The sequence below is a fragment of the Terriglobia bacterium genome (assembly GCA_020073205.1).
Classification (GTDB): Bacteria; Acidobacteriota; Polarisedimenticolia; order Polarisedimenticolales; family JAIQFR01; genus JAIQFR01.
Window position 1 is genome coordinate 1 of record JAIQFR010000095.1, and the last position, 16425, is coordinate 16425.

Annotated in this window: 11 protein-coding genes; 7 read left to right on the forward strand and 4 right to left on the reverse strand. The window is 70.3% G+C overall.

Annotated features, from left to right (window positions below; genetic code table 11):
* The first annotated feature begins 162 nt into the window (after positions 1-162).
* On the forward strand, positions 163-1215 hold the full coding sequence (locus tag LAO51_16170; GenBank protein MBZ5640282.1) for a PHP domain-containing protein: 1053 nt from the start codon (positions 163-165) through the stop codon (positions 1213-1215).
* Here the strand turns inward: LAO51_16170 and LAO51_16175 are convergent.
* The 4 genes from LAO51_16175 to LAO51_16190 all read right to left on the reverse strand — a co-directional run bounded on the left by LAO51_16175 (position 1136) and on the right by LAO51_16190 (position 6737).
* Positions 1136-2590: a glycoside hydrolase family 130 protein gene (locus tag LAO51_16175; protein ID MBZ5640283.1), complete on the reverse strand. Its 1455-nt coding sequence runs from the start codon at positions 2588-2590 to the stop codon at positions 1136-1138. The two genes, LAO51_16170 and LAO51_16175, sit on opposite strands and share 80 nt — an antisense overlap.
* 13 nt (positions 2591-2603) lie before the next feature.
* On the reverse strand, positions 2604-4895 hold the full coding sequence (locus tag LAO51_16180) for a glycosyltransferase family 4 protein (GenBank protein MBZ5640284.1): 2292 nt from the start codon (positions 4893-4895) through the stop codon (positions 2604-2606).
* 85 nt (positions 4896-4980) lie between these two features.
* Positions 4981-6483, reverse strand: a complete 1503-nt coding sequence (locus LAO51_16185) for a radical SAM protein (protein MBZ5640285.1) — start codon at positions 6481-6483, stop codon at positions 4981-4983.
* Positions 6484-6548: 65 nt separating this feature from the next.
* On the reverse strand, positions 6549-6737 hold the full coding sequence (locus tag LAO51_16190) for a hypothetical protein (protein MBZ5640286.1): 189 nt from the start codon (positions 6735-6737) through the stop codon (positions 6549-6551).
* Between the two features lie 214 nt (positions 6738-6951).
* On the opposite strand from LAO51_16190, the gene LAO51_16195 reads away from it, so the two are divergent.
* From LAO51_16195 to LAO51_16220, 6 genes are all read left to right on the forward strand, one after another.
* The gene (locus LAO51_16195) at positions 6952-9732 is read left to right on the forward strand and encodes a protein kinase (GenBank protein MBZ5640287.1); all 2781 of its coding nucleotides are present in this window, start codon (positions 6952-6954) and stop codon (positions 9730-9732) included.
* A 74-nt stretch (positions 9733-9806) separates the two neighbouring features.
* Positions 9807-10493: a hypothetical protein gene (locus tag LAO51_16200; protein ID MBZ5640288.1), complete on the forward strand. Its 687-nt coding sequence runs from the start codon at positions 9807-9809 to the stop codon at positions 10491-10493.
* Positions 10494-10530: 37 nt separating this feature from the next.
* Entirely contained in the window at positions 10531-11106 is a 576-nt protein-coding gene (locus tag LAO51_16205) for a sigma-70 family RNA polymerase sigma factor (GenBank protein ID MBZ5640289.1), read from the forward strand.
* Entirely contained in the window at positions 11103-11786 is a 684-nt protein-coding gene (locus LAO51_16210) for a hypothetical protein (GenBank protein MBZ5640290.1), read from the forward strand. The genes LAO51_16205 and LAO51_16210 overlap by 4 nt, the downstream gene beginning before the upstream one ends.
* A complete protein-coding gene (locus LAO51_16215; protein ID MBZ5640291.1) occupies positions 11783-14620 on the forward strand; it encodes a CHAT domain-containing protein in 2838 nt (945 codons plus the stop codon). The genes LAO51_16210 and LAO51_16215 overlap by 4 nt, the downstream gene beginning before the upstream one ends.
* Before the next feature lie 109 nt (positions 14621-14729).
* Positions 14730-16250 (forward strand): SBBP repeat-containing protein, encoded by a 1521-nt coding sequence (locus LAO51_16220; protein ID MBZ5640292.1) that lies wholly within the window; start codon positions 14730-14732, stop codon positions 16248-16250.
* Positions 16251-16425 lie beyond the last annotated feature (175 nt).

Sequence of the window (16425 nt, forward strand, 5' to 3'; positions counted from 1 at the left end):
CACGCCGCATCCCCCTCCGAAACCGTTCCTCGCGCCGCGCGCGGCATCCGACGACAGTATACCGGCTCGCGCGAGCGTCCTCGCGGCCACCGTGGGCCGCCCGGGAGGGTGTAGACTCGGCGGCGGCGGACGCGAACGGGGGCCCACGCGGAGATGCGCGCGTTGAGAGTCGGGGTAGAGTGGCGCGGCATGAGCCCCGCTCGGCTCCGACGGGGCTGGAAGCGCGCGGACCTTCACGTTCACACGAGCTTCTCCGGGTGGGGGCACTTGCGGCTCATCGGCGCCAGGGACTGTTACGTGACGCCGGACGCGGCGTTCGAGGCGGCCCGCGCGCGGGGAATGCACTTCGTCTGTTTCACCGATCACAACACGATCGCCGGCGCGCTCGATTTCCTCTCGAGACGCCCGGACGAGGCGCATCGGGTGATCGTCGGCGAGGAGGTGGACACGTCGATTCCGGGGTCCTCGCAGCGCCTTCACGTCGGCGTGCTCGGAGTGGACGAGAGACTCCACGTCGACATCGCACGCCTGCGCGGCAACGTCTTCCACCTGATCGCCGAGCTGCGCTCGCGGGGGGTCTTTTTCGCTCTCAACCATCCGTTCCGCGGGTCCCGCTCGGTTCGTTCCGCGCGCCGCGACCTTGCCAGCGTGCTTCCGCTGGTTCCCGCCATCGAGGTTTGCAACGGATCCGAGCCGGCGAGCCACGGCAGGATCCTGAAGGAGATGTTCGCCTCGGGGAACTTCGGTCCGAAGGTCCTGGTCGGCGGAAGCGACGCGCACCGCGCCCAGCGCGTCGGGACCGTGCACACGGCGGCTCCGGGGCGGTCGACCTCGGAGTATCTCGAGAACCTCAAGCGCGGCATCTGCGCGGTCGGCGGAGAACCGGCCGGTCTCCGGGCTCTCCTGTGGGACGTGTATTCGATCATCGGCAGCTACTATGGGCAGCTGCTCGGGGATCTCGGATCGAAGCGGCGGCGCGGGCGCCATCTTCCCGGCGCGGTGGCGCTCGTCCCGGCCGTTCTGGCGGGTGTGCCCCTGATCCTCACGGCGGCCCAGGCCTGCCACCGGGAGTGGATCGCCCGCCGTGGCCGCTGGGAGACGCTGGACGGCTCCCCCGTCGGCGCGACGGTGGTGCCTACTCCATCGCCGCCAGCACCTCGTCGAGGGAGACCGTGGCGAACGTCGTGGCGTAGTCGGACATCGCGTACGGGATGACGAGCTGCCGCCCGCGCAGGAGGCTGCCGCACGAATAGACGACGTTGGGCACGTACCCTTCGCGCTCGTTCTCGCTGGGCCGGATGAGGGGTTCCCTCAGGCGGCCGGCGACCCGGGTCGGATCGTCGCGGTCCAGCAGGAAGGCGCCGATGCAGTACTTCCGCATCGGCCCCACCCCGTGGCTGATCACGAGCCAGCCGGCCTCGGTCTCGATCGGCGAGCCGCAGTTGCCGATCTGGATGAGCTCCCACGGGAACGTCGGCTTCAGGACGAGCTGCGCCGTCTGCCAGAAGTGCAGATGGTCCGAGAACATGACGTAGAGGTTCTCCTGGTCCTGGCGTCCCAGCATCGCGTAGAGGCCGCCGATCTTCCGCGGAAAGAGCGCCATCCCCTTGTTCCGCACCGCCGGCCCGTTCAGCGTGATGAACTTGAAGTGGCGGAAGTCGGGGGTCTCGAGGAATTGCGGCAGGACCAGCTTGCCGTCGTAGGCGGTGTAGGTGGCGTAGTAGGTCCGAGTGCCGTCGTCGTTCACGAACTGCACAAAACGCGCGTCCTCGATGCCGTTCCTCTGCGACGGCGTGACCGGGAACAGCACGCGCTCCGACAGGCGCGAGTCCGGCGCGAACTGCACCTCGTAGTTCGACTGGGCCAGCGCCAGGGTCTTCCGGGCGACCGAGGCGGTCTCCTGGTCGCGCGCTCCGAGCTGCTCCGTGGCGAGACGGATGCCGGCGCGGAGCTCGTCAAGCGTGAACGCGTCCCCCAGGCCTTCGAGGACCCGCCGGGTGAAGTCGCCCACGAGACCGAGCTCCTGGAGCTTCCGCGCGAACAGGCCTTTCTCGTAGGACGCGTTGGGGACCTGATCGGGCTCGAGGCTGTAACGGGTGGGCGGATTGACCGTGATGGCGCCCTCCTCGTCCAGGGTGCCCGTGCGAAACGTGATCGACGAGATGTGCCCCTCACCCGTCGCCCTCAGGCTCAGGACGAAGCGCAGCGAGCCGGACGGGAGGTCCTCCTGGTCCGGGTGCGGAACGATCGAGGGATTGAACAGCGCCGCGGCCTCGAGGGAGTACTCGTGGGTGAAGTACGCGCCGAGCAACAGCTGCCGCTCGACCGTGAGCTTCTGGCCGGCACGCAGCCAGGGTCGCACCTGGTCGAACCTCCGTCTCAGGTACTCCCGGATCTCTATGTGGCGCTCGCCGAACTCCGCCTCCACCGCCTCGAGCAGGGCTCGAACCTCGCTTTCGTCCAAGGCCAGGACCTGGGCGCAGATCTTGCCGATGCGCTGCCGGCTCGCGAGATGGAGCGGCCGGGCCAGCACCCGCGTCCGGTCCGGATGGAGGACGAGGCCGCTCCGTCGGACGGTGACGGCGCTCATCGGATGGCGAGCGTCAAGGAGCCGGCTCGTTGAACACGGTCACCGCGTTCTGCATGATCCGCATCTCGGCGAGCGAGAGCAGGAAGGCGAGCGTCGATTCGGCCCCCTGGTTGCCGTTCACGCGGTCCACGTGCAGCGCGTCGCGACAGCCGCCCGTGTTCGGGGAGTAGAGCTCCAGCCCGAGATCGTTCCAGCCGAGGAACCAGTCGAAGGCCCGATGGGCCTGCTCGTACCACCAGGGGTCCGAGGTCACCCGGTACGCCTCGAGGCAGGCCGACACCATCGCCTGCGCCTCGACCGGCTGCTGGTCGAAGAGCGCGCGCGGGCCGCCCCGCCGGTAGAACCCGTTGCTTCCGATCGGCCGGAAGTGGCCGTTCTCCGACGTCTGGACCTCCGCCAGCCACCTTAGCCCGTCGAGGCCCCGCTCGAAGACCGCCTGCTGGCCGGAGGCGCGCCCGCTCAGGATCAGGGCGTGCGCGAGCTTGGCGTTGTCGTAGGTCAGGTCGTCCTCGAACCAGGGCCAGTCCGGCTTCGCCGAGCGCTCGAACAGCTCCATGAGGCGCACCATGAGAGCGTCGCCGATCTGGTGGACCTGGCGGTCCCCGCTCATCCGGCGCAGGTACTCGTGAATGCCGAGGAGGGCGAACGCCCACGCCCTGGGGGAGGTGAAATCCGTCACCGCCGGCAGCGCCTGCGCGAAGAGCTGGCCGGCCATCACCTGGAAGCTCCGATAGGGCGACCGCCCCGCCCCGAGGCCCAGGGCCCAGAGCGCCCGGCCGTGGCAGTCCTCCGAGCCCCTCTCGTCCAGCCAGCGGCGGTCGAAGCTCAGGTGATTGTGGAAGCGCCCGGTGGCGGGATCGAACGCGTGATTCAGGAACGCGGCGTACGTGGTGGCCAGCGTCCGCGCGCGCGCCGAGTCCTCCTCCAGCTCGTCGAGCAGCACCGCGAGGATGAAGGCCCTGGCGTTGTCGTCCGTGCAGTACCCCTCGGAGAAGTTCGGCACGGTGAGGATCGCGTGCTGGAACATCCCCGTCGAGTCGGTCATCCGCGAGAGGTGCTCCAGCTTCATCTCGGGCAGGTCGCGAGGCTGCTGGTCGAGCGTCTTCGTCGCGAACGACTTGCGGGACAGAGCCGCCCTTTGGAGTCGCGCCAGCTCGAAGGAGCGCCAGTAGAGCCGCGCCGTGTTGCTCCAGACCATCTCGCGCCCCAGCTTGTAGGCGTTCTTGCGCATGGCGTGCCGGCGGGTGTCCTCGCGCAGCAATCCGATCACCGCCCGCGCCAGGGCCTCGTCGTCGCCGAACGGCACGAGCACGCCGCGATCGTCCGCCAGGAGCTCCGCGGCGTGCCAGTACGGGGTGGAGATCACGGCCTTGCCGGCGCCGAACGCGTACGCCAGGGTGCCCGAGGTGATCTGCGCCTCGTTGAGATACGGCGTGACGTACAGGTCCGCGGCGCCGATGAACTCCTTCAGCTCCTCGAGCTCCACGAACCGGTTGTAGAAGATGACGTTGCGGTCCACCCGGTTCTTCTTCGCGAGGCGCTCGAGGCCGAGGCGGTAGGCTTCGCCCTGCTCGCGCAGCTCGTTCGGGTGCGTGGCCCCGACGACGACGTAGACCACCTCGGGGAACTCCGCGAGCACCCGCGGCAGCGCGTTCAGGACGTGCTCGATCCCCTTGTTCGGGGAGAGCAGCCCGAACGTGAGCAGCACCGTCCTCCCCTCGACGCCGAACTGGTCCTTGTAGTAGTTCGGATCGACGAACGGGATGTCCGGGATGCCGTGCGGGATCAGATCGATCTTGGCCGGAGGCGCCTGGTACACCTCCTGCAGCATCCGCCGACCGCGCTCGGCCATGACCACGAGGCGGGTCGAGCGTGCGATCAGCTCCTGCATCACGCGCCGCTGGTCGGCGTTCGGCTCGCTGAGGACCGTGTGGAGCGTCGTGACGACGGGCATCCGGAGCTCGCGCAGGAGCGCCAGGAGGTGGCGGCCGGCGGGTCCGCCGTAGATCCCGAACTCGTGCTGCACGGAGACGATGTCCACGTTGCCGATGTTCAGGAAGTCCGCCGCGCGCTGGTAGGACGGGAGGTCCTGCTCCTCGATCTCGAACCGGACGACCTCCGGATAGTCGTAGCCGCCCTCGACGTCGTTGACCGGCACCGCGAAGCACTGGCTGCCGGGATGCTCCTCCGCCACGGCCGTGAGCAGGTCGGACGTGAACGTCGCGATGCCGCACTTGCGCGGAAGGTAATCGCCGAGGAAGGCGATCCGCCGGATCTCGGAGCTCTTCTGCGCGGGTTCGCTCACGACCGGAGAGTCTCTCCGGGCTCTTCTCCGGAATCAAGGAGAATCTTCCGGCCGGCCGGGCCGCTCCGGCGCGCGGGGGCCGGGATCACGCCGTCCCCAGCTCCGGCGTGCGCTCCGCCGGGGAGAGGAGCGAGGCGTAGCCGCCGAGCTTACGCTCGTACACGCGGCGATAGTAGTCCGGCAGCGCGGTCGATCGGCCTTCGTGGAACGCCCGGAACGTGAGGTCGGTCTCGAGCAGGCCCCGGATGCGGCGGAACGCGGAGAGGAACTTCTTCATCGCGACGCTCCTGAGCGCGTGCAGCGCCCGGAGCGTCGGAGGTGCGTCCGTGAGCAGCCGGCTCACGATCATCGTGGCGGAGGTCATGGACGCGTACATGTCCGCCAGCTTCTCGTAGTACTCGACCGGGTGGTAATGCTCGAGCGTCGTGACCAGGTAGGGGGTGTAGTAGAAGCTGAACGGCATGGAGCGGAGGATCCGCCCCTGGGCGAGGCACCGGTCGTAGAGGGGCGTGCCCCCGAAGGGCGTCGGGATGTTGATCGTGGGCCAGACGAAGGGTAGCCGGCGCATGAATTCCCGGGTCAGCTCCACCGGCTCGTCCCCGCGGTCCACGTCGGTGCCGAACATGAAATTCGCCTGCAAGCCCACGACGTGGTCTCGCAGCTCCCCGAAGCGCGCGACGAGTTGCTCGAGCCGGTCCCTGCCCACGCTCCCGCCGACGCCGACCTTCTCGGAGTACGCCTGCCACGACTCGACCCCGGGCGCGACGTAGACGCAGCGCGTGTCCTTGAGGCGCCTCAGCCGAGGTCCCTTGAGCAGGGAGAGGGAGCTTTCCATGACGTAGGGGTTGCGGGCGGGGGGCGGCATCCGCTCCATCACCGACAGGACCTGATCGAACTTCACCCCGAAGTTCGGATCGTGGTACGCGACCATGACCCGGGGCCAGCGGCTCGAGATGAAGGAGAGGTCGGCTTCGAGGCGGTCGAGGGGAAGGAGGGCGTAGTCGTTGCTCCAGTCGACGCAGAAGTCGCAGGCGTAGGGGCAGCCCACGCTGCTCAACAGGGGAACGATGCTGGACCAGACCGGCCTCCCGCGCGCGAATGCGGAGATCTCGATCTCGGGCAGGCGCTCCTCGACGCTCGGGATGTCGTGGAGCGGGCGGCCGCTGGTGATGACGGAGTTCCGCTTGAACGCTCCCTTGAGGAGATCGCCGACCAAGGTCTTGTCGCATTCGAGGACGACCCAGTCGAAGAACCGCAGGCAGTCCGCCGGGAACGACCTGGCGTGCGGCCCTCCGATCACCGTCAGGGTGCCTTCCTTGCGATAGAGCTTCGCCAGCGCGTAGGCCAGGGCGCTCGACTGCGTGTAGGTGGAGAGGAAGACGAGGTGCAGGTCGTCCGGGAGCAGCCGCTTGGGATCGTCCTGTCCGTAGTACGCCGCGTACGCGACCTCGTGGCCCAGCTGCCGGCACCAGACCGCGACCGCCTGGGGAACGATGCTCGCGTACTGCTTCTTCAGGATCCCGCGGTAGGCGAAGTTGATCCAGGTCCGCGGGGAATCGACGAGCACGTCGAGAATGCCGATTCTCATGCGGCAGGCTCCCGTGGAGCCGCTCTCGCCCGCCTCCCGTCATGCCCCCGGCGGGCGTCGGCGGCTCAGGACTCGTCCTGCGGAGGCAAGGGGTCGGCCGGCGCCGCGGCGGCGTCCGGGTCCAAGGCGGCAGGCGCCTCGTCCCCCTTCTGCTCCCGCGATTCCAGGCGTCGCGCGCGCTTCGCCTTCTGCCGGTCTTGCCGGGCCAGCTCCTTCTGTCGCTTCTCGAACTTCGCTCGAGACCTCTGTGCCACGGTTCAGCCCTTCCTACCCGGCTCGTGTCCGAATTGGACACACGGAGCCTGAGAAGTGTATACACCCAAACGAGGAGAGTGTCGCCGATGACGTCGCCGAATTCGGGCACGCCCGCTCCGGACGAGGGCCCGACCCCCACCGCCCGCGTTAAGGTCCGCGCCGAACTGGGGTATTCTTGGATCCTCGCGGTCGCAACGCGCGGGAGATCCCTTCTTGCCCCTGGCCCCTGGCGCTCGCATCGGCCCCTACGAGGTCCTCTCCCCTCTCGGCGCGGGAGGCATGGGGGAGGTCTACCGGGCGCGGGACGCACGCCTCGATCGTGAGGTGGCGCTGAAAGTCCTCCCGGAGGACGTCCGGGAGAATGTGGATCGGCTCGCCCGGTTCAGGCGCGAGGCGAAGCTCCTGGCCTCGCTCAACCATCCCAACGTGGGAGCGATCTACGGGCTCGAGGAGGGCGTCGGCGGTGGCCCGCCGGTGCTCGTGCTCGAGCTGGTGTCGGGCCGGACGCTGGACGAGATCCTGGCCCACGGGCCGATGGAGATCGCGGAGGCGCTCGGCCTCGCCGTACAGATCGCCGACGGACTCGAGGCCGCGCACGAGCTCGGGATCGTTCACCGCGACCTGAAGCCGTCGAACGTGAAGCTCACCGACGAAGGCCGGATCAAGATCCTCGACTTCGGGCTGGCCAAGGCCCGGGTGATCGATCCGTCCGCGCCGCCGCCCGGACAGCTGGCGCCGATGACGACCCCGACGATCACCACCGGGGGAACGCGGCTCGGCGTGGTGCTCGGGACCGTGACGTACATGAGCCCGGAGCAGGCGCGGGGCAAGCCGGTGGACCGCCGCACGGACATCTGGTCGTTCGGCTGCCTGCTCTACGAGTGCCTGACGTCTTGGCACGCTTTCGGAGGCGAGACGGCGCCCGAGACGATCGGGGCGATCCTCCATCTCGAGCCCGACTGGTCGAAGCTCCCCCCGGCGACGCCACCTCGGGTGCGCGCGCTGCTGCTGCGCTGCCTCGAGAAGGACCCCAGGAAGCGCCTTCGCGACATCGGCGACGCTCGCGTCGAGCTCGAAGAGGCCCTGTCCCCGATCCCGGCGCCGGTGGGATCAGCTCCAGCGGTGGCGCGCTCGCGCCGCCGGGCGCTCCAGATGGTCGTCCTCGTCGCGGTCGCGCTTGCGGGAGTCGCAGCGGGGTCCCTCGTCACGCGAAATCTCATCCCCAGGGAGAGCGCGGGCCGGGTGGCTCGCGTGTCCATCGAAGTCCCCCCGTCGATCGAAATGCGGTCGACCGACTTCGACTTCTCCCCGGACGGCCGCTGCCTCGTGATCGTGGGCCGGCCGAGGCGGGAACGGGGCGCGCCTCCCGAGCCGTACCGGCTCTACGCGCGCCGCCTCGACGGCTACGACTTCACCGCGATCAAGGGAAGCGAGGGCGCCCTTTTGAGCGCGTTCTCGCCGGACGGGAGGTGGCTCGCGTTCGTCGCGCAGGCGTCGCGCGATTCGAGTCGGCTGACCCTGATGAAGATCGCGCTGGACGGCTTCTCGCCCCCGATCGTGGTCGGGCCGTGGGACGACGCGTGGCAGGGACTCGTGTGGCTCGACGGCAGCGACTTCCTGACGGCGGCCGCGGGGGGAAGAACGCTGGTCCGCTTGGCCGGGTCGGATGCGCGCCCGGCCGCCCCGGTCGAGGTCCGCGCGGGCGGCTCGACGATCTCGCCGGACTTCTTCATGCGCGTGCTTCCCGGCGGCCGGCGGGTGCTGGCGCAGATGGTCTCGTACGCCAAACGGGGGTATCAGCTCGGCATCTCGAGCGTCGACCTCAGGACGGGAGAAGCGACGACCGTCGTGGCGGACGGCGGTTCCGCGTTCTTCCTTCCGACGGGGCAGCTCGCCTTCTCGCGCGGCGACACGATCCTCGTCGTGCCCTTCGACCTCGGGAAGAACGCGCTCATCGCCGCGCCGGTGGCGATCCTCGACGGGCTCCTCATCGACAGCTCGTGGCTGCACGGCTCCTTCGGCCTCTCGCAGGACGGAACGCTCGCTTACGCGCCGGGTGGGCGAGTGGGCGCAAACAGAGGCCTCGTCGTCGCGACTCCCGGAGGCTCGGTCGAGTCGTGGTCCGACGAGAAGCGGGCCTTCGAGACGCCCCCCTCGGTTTCTCCCGACGAACGCCGCGCCGCCGTCGTGATCCCGTCCGCGGAGGCGATTTACGAGATCTGGATCGTCGAGAAGGGACGTCCGGGACTTCGACGCCTCATCTCCGTTCCGGAGGCGGACACGGGTCGGCCCGTCTGGTCCCCCGACGGCTCGACCCTCGCGTACTACCGCATCGGCCGGACGCCAGCCGACGGCATTTACGTCGCTCGAGCCGACGGCACCGGGGCGCCCCGGCGCATCGTGAGGGTAGACGACTTCGCCCGGCGTCCCCTCCTCCCGTCGGCCTGGACGCCCGACGGCGCCTCGGTCCTCGCGGTCGACAACGCGGACGGCAAGACCCGCCTCGTGCGCGTGCCGGTCGCGCCCGAGACAGGGGAATCGGCGGAGAAGATGGTTCCGCTCGTGACCGGCCCGGGGAGCGCGGGCTCGCCGCGCCTTTCGCGAGACGGAAGCTGGCTGGCCTGGGATTCCGACGAGACCGGGAAGCGTGAGGTCTACGTCGGGGCGTTCGGTCGCGACGGGACCGTGGGCTCCCCGATCCCGGTCTCCCGTGGCGGTGGAGCGCGACCGGCGTGGGCCGCGGACGGCCGCACGCTGTACTTCGTGACCCCGGACGAACACGTGATGGCGGTGGCGTTCGACCCGCGGACGGGTGCCGCGTCGCCGCCCAAGCCTCATCTCGATCTGGCGCCCGTGCGGGCGTTCCGGCCGTTGGACAACGTGGAGATCCTCGCGGACGGCCGCGTCTTCACGATCCAGAAGGGCGACGACGAAGCCGAGGTCCGGCGCATCGACCTGGTGTTGAACTGGACGCGGGAGTTGCGGGGGAAGTAGCGGGACGATCGGCCGCGGGCGGTCGGGACCGCGTGCTCGCCGCCGGACGCCGAATGAAGAACGGGAGGTCTTCCATGCCGGCAACCCTCCGCGTCCTCGGGGCCGTGATCCTCTCGCTGGCCTGCGCCGCCGGTGCAACCGCCCTCGGCAGCAAGGAATCGGGATTCCGCGACACCTTCGAGGTGGACAAGGCCGACCTTTCGGCCTCGGGCCGGAGCCCCTACATCATCCTCGAGCCGGGGCACCGGCTCCACTTCAAGCACGGGAGGTCGACCCTCGACATCACCGTCCTCGACGAGACCCGGATGGTGGACGGGGTCAGGACCCGGGTCGTCGAGGAGCGGGAGACCCAGAGCGGACGTCTGGTCGAGGTCTCCCGGAACTACTTCGCGATCGACGCGAAGACCGGGGCGGTCTACTACTTCGGCGAATCGGTGGACGTCTACAAGAACGGGAAGGTCGCCGCCCACGAGGGCGCATGGGAAGCGGGAATCGGGGGCGCGCGGTTCGGCCTCATGGTCCCGGCCGCGCCGAAGGTCGGCGACAGATTCTACGAGGAATTCGCGCCGGGCATCGCGATGGACCGCGCCGAGATCGCCGGGGTCGACGAGGACGTGAAGACCCCCGCGGGCACGTTCCGCCACTGCCTCCACGCGAGGGAGACTTCCGGCCTCGAGGCGGGCACGAGCCACAAGCTGTACGCGCCGGGGGTCGGCCTCGTGAGGGACGACGAGATGCTGTTGGTCGGGGTCGAGCCGTAGGATTCAACGCGAATTCCGGCGCCGAGAGGTGGGCGAGATGCCGAATTCCCCGGAGGTCGAAGGCTCGATCCGGCCGGATGGACCTGGCGCTCCGCGGATCCTCGAGCCGGAGGAGTTCGCGTCGATCCGTCCGCAGCTCCTGAGCCTCGTGCGTCGGGTCTGTCCCCGCTGGCTGTCGGACCAGGCGGAGGACATCGTCCAGATCGCGATGATGCAGGTCCTCGAGCGCTCCCAAAGAGAAGGGGGAGATTTCGAGGTCTCGACGTCTTACCTGATGAGGGCGGCCCACAACGCGGCGGTGGACGAGATCCGCCGGCGGTTCCGCCGCCCGGAGGTCGCGGAATCGGAGGAACCCGAACTCGAGAGCCGAGAGGCACGCACGCCGAACCCGCACCAGCAGGTCGCGGCCCGGGAGATCGAACGGGCCATCCGGGCGTGCCTGGCCGCCCTCGCCGGACCCCGGCGAACGGCGGTGACGCTGTACCTCCTGGGCTACTCGCTGCTGGAGACGGTGGAGTTGTCGGGCTGGAATCGGAAGCGGTCGGAGCACCTGACGCATCGCGGGATCTCGGATCTGCGCCGGTGCCTCGCGGCCAAGGGGCTCACGCCATGAAGGAAAACGAAGCCGCCGCGGAGCTCCTCCGTGCGCGATTCACGTCGCCGCCTCGAGGGGCCGTCGTGGGGGACGATTGCCCCGCGCCCGACCGGATCTGGCTGGCCGCGAGGAACGAGACCCCCTGGAGCGAGATCCGAAGCCTGCTCGATCACGCGGCCGCCTGCCCGGCTTGCACGGTGGCCTGGCGCCTGGCCCGCGAGCAACACCGGACGGAGGCGCGCGCCGTTCCCCTGGCGGCGATCCCCGTCCCGCGTCCCGATCGGCGATGGCTCCGCTACGGCGCCGCGGCGGCGGTCCTCTTCGTCGGTGCGGGCCTCGCGCTCTACCGGTGGTCGCCGAAGGAGCCGGAGAGCCCCGGCATGAGAGCGACGGCCCCGATCGCCATCCGCGCCCTGGTTCCCGACGGCGGCGCGCTCCCCCGGCAGGGATTCCGCCTCCGGTGGACGCCGGGCCCCCCGGGCACGCGGTACTCGATCCAGGTCACCGACGAGAGGCTGGCGACGCTCGCCGAGGCTCCGTCCCTCGAGCGGCCGGAGTTCCTGGTTCCCGAGGCGGCCGTCTCGAGGCTGGGGCCCGACGAGAGGATCCTCTGGCAGGTCAAGGCCGTTTTCCCGGACGGGGCGCGCGTGACCTCCGACACGTTCCTCGCCCGCGTCGAGAGTTCCCAGAGCCCATGAGGGGTCTTCGCGGGGCCCTCGCCTGCTGCCTCCTGGCCTCCGCGGCGATCCTCCCGTCGTGGGCGGACGCGCCCCGCCCGGCCCCGACGCTCGACGATTGCGACACGCGCGCGCGCGAGTTTCCCAAGGACCTGTCCTCGTACGTTTGCTACTGGCGGACCGCACGGCGACTCCAGGCGTGGGACGACGCCGCCCGGCGCCTGGACGCCCGGCTCGCGCTCGATCCCTCGAACCACCTCGCCCGGTTCTACCTCGGCCTGATCGAGGCCGACCGAGGGAGCAACCGGGCCAAGGAGCTGATCGAGCGCGCCGCCGAGGGGCTTGCGGCCGAAAAGAACTACACGGGCGCGGTGCTCGCGTTCGTCTCGATCGCGTATTTCCACCAGTATCGGGGGAACCTCGCCGCCGCCGAGGAGCCGCTCCGCCGGGCCAGGCTGCTGGCGGAGGCGTCGTCCGACCCGCTCCTCCTGGCCCGGGTGGACTGGGAGGAAGGGCGTCAAGCGTACCTGGCGGCGGACTTCGGCAAGGCATGGACCCTGGCCAACCAGGCCGAGGCCGCGTTGACCGCGGGTGCGCCTTTCGACCTGCGGACGGGAATCCTCGCCACCCTCGGGGCGGTCTGCTGGGCCACGGGGCGCTTCAACGATTCGCTGCGCTACTACCAGGAGGAATCTGAGATCTACCGGCAGGCGGGGGACCTCTTCCTCGAAGCCTCCTCGCTCCGCGACGTCGCGCTGCTCGCCTCGAGACTCGGACCCGACGGGGGCATACCGATGGAGGAGGTCCGGGGCCTGGTCCGGCACGCGTTCGACGCCTCGGTCGCGTCCGGGAACCGGCCGGCGGAGAACGCGGTACGCCGGCTCCTCGCCCAGGATCCCACGCTCGATCGTTCGGTGAGGATCCGCCATCTCGAGACCGTGCTCGCTTCCGAACGCGATCGCGCCGCGATCGGCGAGGCCCTGCGCCTTCTCGCGCCCCTTGCGCTCCAGGCCGACCCCGGCCATCCAGAGGCGGCGCTGGGCCTGATCGACCGGGCGATCGCCGTGGCCCGGGAAGCCGGCATTCCCCGCGAGATCGCATCGGCCTACGTCGCCCGAATGCACCTGAGGTGGGATACCGGCCCGAGGGACCAGGCGATCGCGGACTCCCTCGTGGCCCTCGACGAGACCGAGAGGATCCGCGATCTCCAGCGAGACGAGATGGTGAGGGCGCGCTGGTTCGCCGAGCAATCCGTTCTCTACTACCAGACGGCGGGGTTCATCCTCGGCGCGCCGGGAGGAACACCCACCCCGGAGGACATGAGGGTCGCCTTCGCCATTGCCGAGCGGATGCGCGCCCGGGCGCTTCTGGACTCCCTCGATGCCGCCCGCGCCACTCGAGTCCCGTCTTCGGTCGGCCCCGCGGCCAGGCAACGGGAAGCGACGATCGATCGGATCACCGGGATCCAGAAGCGGCTGGTCCAGGGGGCGCTCGCTCCCGCGGAGAAGGAAGCGCTGCTCCACGAGATCGACCAGCTGGAGTCGCAGGAGGGGGCGCTCCGCGAGGAGATGGCGCGTGCTGATCCTCGGTTCGCTGCCTTGAAGAGACCGATGATTCCCTCCCTCGAGGAAGTCCGATCCCTGCTGGCGCCCGACCAAGCCCTTCTCGCGTTCCAGCTTTCCACGCGGCGGACCGACGAGACGCTCTGGTGGTCGAACGGAGGCTCCTGGGTCTTCGTGATCACCCGCGACTCGGCGCGGGTCCTGCCGCTTCCCGACTTTGACCTTCTCGCGAAGGAGATCGACGTCTTCCTCGGCACGTTCGCCCGGCGGGACGGCCTCGAGCGGCGAGCCGCCGTCCGCCTCTACGACGATCTCCTCAGGGACGCTCTCGCGGACCTGCCCCCGGACATAACGCGGCTCGTCGTGGTTCCGGATCGAGAGCTTCACCGGCTCCCGTTCGAGGCGCTCGCCCCCGATCCGCTGGCGGAGCCCCTGGGCGCACGATTCGAGATCTCGATCGCGCCGTCCGCGACGATCTGGGCGCGATGGCGGCGCTCGCCGGCGCCTCGCCCCCCCGAGTCCGCGCTGGCGCTCGCGGACCCGGCCCTACCGTCGCTGGACGAGCCGGCGATGCTCCGCCAGTCGGCCCCCTGGGTGGAAGGCCTGCAGCTCGGGGCGCTGCCCTTCGCGAGGTCCGAGGCGCGCCTCCTCGCCCGGCTCCTCGGCGACCGGTGCCGCCTCCTCGAGGGGACAGCCGCCAGCGAGCGCCGGCTCAAGCGCGCTCGGCCCGAGGAAATCGGCATCCTCGTCCTGGCGACCCACGCGGTGCTGGACGAGGAGCACCCGGAGCGTTCCGCGGTCCTGCTCGCTCCCGGCGCGGCCGACGAGGACGGCCTGGTGCAGCCGAGGGAGATCGTCGAGCTGCCGCTCGAGGGACGGCTCGTCGTCCTATCCTCGTGCAGCAGCGCCTCGGGGGCGCTCCTCCGCGGCGAGGGCGTGGTGGGCCTCGCCCGGGCCTTCTTCGAGGCCGGCGCCCGGGCCGTCGTCGCGAGCCTCTGGCCGATGCGGGACGACGAGGCCGCTGCGGTGGCGGGAAGACTCTACCGCCACCTATGCCTGGGGAAGAGCGTGAGCGCCGCGCTCGCGGAGGCCCGACGCGAGAGGATGCGGGCCGGGGCTCCCGCGGCCGAGTGGGCCGGCCTCGTGGTCCTGGGCGACGGTGACCTGGTGCCGTTCCCGAGCGGACCTAGACCCGCGCCCCGGTGGACGCCCGTGTTCCTGCCGATCGTCGCGGCGGCTCTGGCGGCGCTGGCGCTCTTCTTCCGGCGCCGGCGGCGCCCCACGCGGGCCTGAGCGCCGAATCCTCCGCCGAAATCCGCCATGGGGTGGGGATATCGCCGGCCCCGCACGTCCTCCTCCACAGAGGCACTCGCTCGGTGTTCTTGCCTCGTGGAGGTCGATCATGATCCGCGTCATTCTCAGGCGGCTCGTAAGCGCCGCCTTTCTCGCTTCGGTAGCGCTCATCCTCACCATGAATCCTCCGGTCGCGTTCGCCGCGGCGGGCCTCCCGCTGGTGTTCGAGGCGAACCGGGGACAGGCCGGCGGGAGCCACGAGTTCGTCTCACGCGCGGACGGCTACGAGGTGCTCCTGGATCCGGCGGGGGCCGTGCTCGTCCTCCCGTCCTCTCCGAGCGCGCCGGCGGAGCGCCTGCGGCTCCTCCTCCTGGACGCGCAGCCTCAAGCCTGGCTCGAGGGGAGCGACGAGCTTCCCGGCAAGGTCGCCTATCTGACCGGGTCGGACCCGGCCGCGTGGCTTTCCCGCATCCCGACTTACGCGGCCGTCACGGAAGGCGGGCTGTATCCGGGCGTGACGCTGACCTACCGTGGCGACCGACGTCACCTCGAGATCGAGCTCGCACTCGCCCCCGGTTCGGATCCGCGGGCGATCCGGCTGGGGATCGACGGAGCGAACGCGCCTCGAATCGACGATTCGAGCGGCGACCTCGTGCTTCGAGCCGGCGGCGGCGAGATCCGGCTGCTCAGGCCGACGGCGCGCCAGATGATCCGCGGCGAGGTCGTGGCCTCGGCCGCGAGCTTCGTGCTCCGCGGCGTGAACGAGGTGGGAGTCCTGACCTCGGCGCTCGACCCTGAGGCACCGCTCCGCCTCGCGATTCGCGTGTCGCGCACGCTTGCGCGGGGCCCGATCGGGACGGGCGATGCGGTACGTATCGCGACGGACGCCAAGGGGAACGCCTACGTCGCCGGCAGGCTCCGGACTCGAATCGGGGAGCCCGCAAACGCTTTCGTCGCGAAGCTGAGCCCCGACGGGTCGACACGCCTGTACACCGTCTACTTCGGCGGCGAGGGCGACGACACGCCGATGGGAATCGCCGTCGATTCCGCGGGCCAGGCCCTGGTGACCGGGTGGACGACGTCGCGAGAGTTCCCCGTCGTCGCGCCCCTCGAGCCCGCGCTCCGCGGGCCTTCCGACGCCTTCGTCTCCAAGCTGGACGCGGAGGGCGCTTCCTTCATCTACTCGACCTATCTGGGCGGCGATGGCGCCGACCAGGGCCTCGCGGTGGACGTGGACGCGGACGGTGCCGCGTGGGTGACCGGTCGGACCGTGGGTGGTGAGTTCCCGACCACGGAAACGGCCGCGCAGGGCCGCCCGGGCGGACGATCCGACGCGTTCGTCGCGAGCCTCGGCGCCGACGGCTCGCAGCTGCTCTACTCGACGTACCTCGGCGGGAGCGGCGACGAAGCCGGAGCCGCCATCCGGGTGGATCGAGCCGGCGGAGTCCACGTGGCCGGGAGCACTCGATCCGTCGACTTCCCGGTGGTCAACGCGCTGCAGGCCGCTCCGGGGGGCGCGGGCCACTCCCCCGCGGGGGACGCGTTCGTGGCCAAGCTCGATCGCGGCGGGGAGAGGGTCCTTTTCGCGACGTACCTCGGTGGCTCCGTCGTGGCCGCCGACTCGCGATAACAGCCGGACGCGACGAAGCGCGTCCCTCCACAAGCACCCGTAACTGAGCGGTTGGCCGACCGCCATCGTTTCGTTGAATTGCCGCGCGCGCCGACTTATAATTGCGGCTGGCGCATTTCGGGGGACGGAGGGCCACGGTGCCGCGCGACATTCCTGTCGGAAACGGCAACTTCCT

Bases quoted from the DNA above. Each gene is read 5' to 3' on its own strand.
- LAO51_16175 (MBZ5640283.1), bottom strand. From the start codon at position 2,590: ATGAGCGCCGTCACCGTCCGACGGAGCGGCCTCGTCCTCCATCCGGAC.
- LAO51_16185 (MBZ5640285.1), bottom strand. From the start codon at position 6,483: ATGAGAATCGGCATTCTCGACGTGCTCGTCGATTCCCCGCGGACCTGG.
- LAO51_16200 (MBZ5640288.1), top strand. From the start codon at position 9,807: ATGCCGGCAACCCTCCGCGTCCTCGGGGCCGTGATCCTCTCGCTGGCC.
- LAO51_16205 (MBZ5640289.1), top strand. From the start codon at position 10,531: ATGCCGAATTCCCCGGAGGTCGAAGGCTCGATCCGGCCGGATGGACCT.
- LAO51_16210 (MBZ5640290.1), top strand. From the start codon at position 11,103: ATGAAGGAAAACGAAGCCGCCGCGGAGCTCCTCCGTGCGCGATTCACG.
- LAO51_16215 (MBZ5640291.1), top strand. From the start codon at position 11,783: ATGAGGGGTCTTCGCGGGGCCCTCGCCTGCTGCCTCCTGGCCTCCGCG.
- LAO51_16220 (MBZ5640292.1), top strand. From the start codon at position 14,730: ATGATCCGCGTCATTCTCAGGCGGCTCGTAAGCGCCGCCTTTCTCGCT.